This is a genomic window from Streptosporangium vulgare, assembly GCF_042428775.1.
Classification (GTDB): domain Bacteria; phylum Actinomycetota; class Actinomycetes; order Streptosporangiales; family Streptosporangiaceae; genus Streptosporangium; species Streptosporangium vulgare.
Map to the genome: position 1 here is coordinate 1 of NZ_JBHMBS010000114.1, position 1,153 is coordinate 1,153.

General features: G+C 70.9%; 1 protein-coding gene. It reads right to left on the minus strand.

Annotated elements, in window-relative coordinates; genetic code table 11:
• On the minus strand, positions 1 to 1,100 hold a 1,100-nt coding region (locus ACFFRH_RS44220), incomplete at its 3' end, for an acyltransferase domain-containing protein (RefSeq protein WP_386164185.1).
• Positions 1,101 to 1,153 lie beyond the last annotated feature (53 nt).

A 1,153-nucleotide genomic window follows, 5' to 3' on the forward strand; every position in this document is an offset into this window, starting at 1 on the left:
GCCACCCCCCGCGCGTGCAGGACGCCCAGCGCCGCCACCAGCTCCGACACCTCACCACGATCACGCCGCAACATCGGCACGAACACCGCCCCGGACCCCGCACCGGAACCGTTCAAGCCGACAGCCGCGGCAGCCGCGACCGACGCGGCCGCGGACTCGCCGGACAGGCATTCCTGGCCCATCGCCGACAACACCGCGTCCGGACCCGCCTCCACGAACGTGCCCACCCCGGCCGCCTCCAACGTGGCGATCCCATCGGCGAACCGCACCGCCTGACGCACATGCCGCACCCAATACTCCGCCGTCCCCAGCTCCTGCCCCGCCAACGCACCCGTGACATTGGAGACCACCGCGATCCGCGCCGGAGCATAAGACACCTTCTCCGCCACCGCCTGGAACTCCGCCAGCATCGCCTCCATCCGGGGGGAGTGGAACGCGTGACTGACCCGCAACCGACGACTCTTCCGCCCCAACCCGGTGAAATGCCCCGCCACCTCGGCGACCGCGTCCTCGTCTCCGGAGACCACTATTGAGGTCGGCCCGTTGAGTGCGGCGATCCCCACCCGAGCCCCGTCGCCATCGACTCGCGACAGCACCTCCAGCACCTCGGCCTCGCCCGCCTGCAAGGCGACCATCGCCCCACCCTCGGGCAACGCCTGCATCAACCGGCCCCGCGCCGCCACCAGAGCACACGCATCCTCCAGCGACAACACCCCCGCCACATGCGCCGCCACCAACTCCCCGATCGAATGCCCCAGCAGATAATCCGCCCGAACCCCCCACCCCTCCAACACCCGGAACAACCCCACCTCCACCGCGAACAACGCCGCCTGGGTATACGCCGTCCGATCCAGCAACACCGCCGCCTCCGACCCCGGCTCGGCGAACAACACCTCACCCAACGGCCGCTCCAACAACCCCTCGAACCGGCCGCAGATCTCCCCCACCACCGCCGCGAACCCCGGAACCACCCGGCACAACTCCCGGCCCATCCCCACCCGCTGCGAACCCTGACCCGAGAACAACACCGCCAACCGGCCATCCCCCACCCGGCCCCGCACCACACCCACACCCGCGGCCCCGTCGGCCAGCGCCGACAACCCCCGCACCACACCCACACGATCCCCGCCCACCACCACCGCACGATGATCGA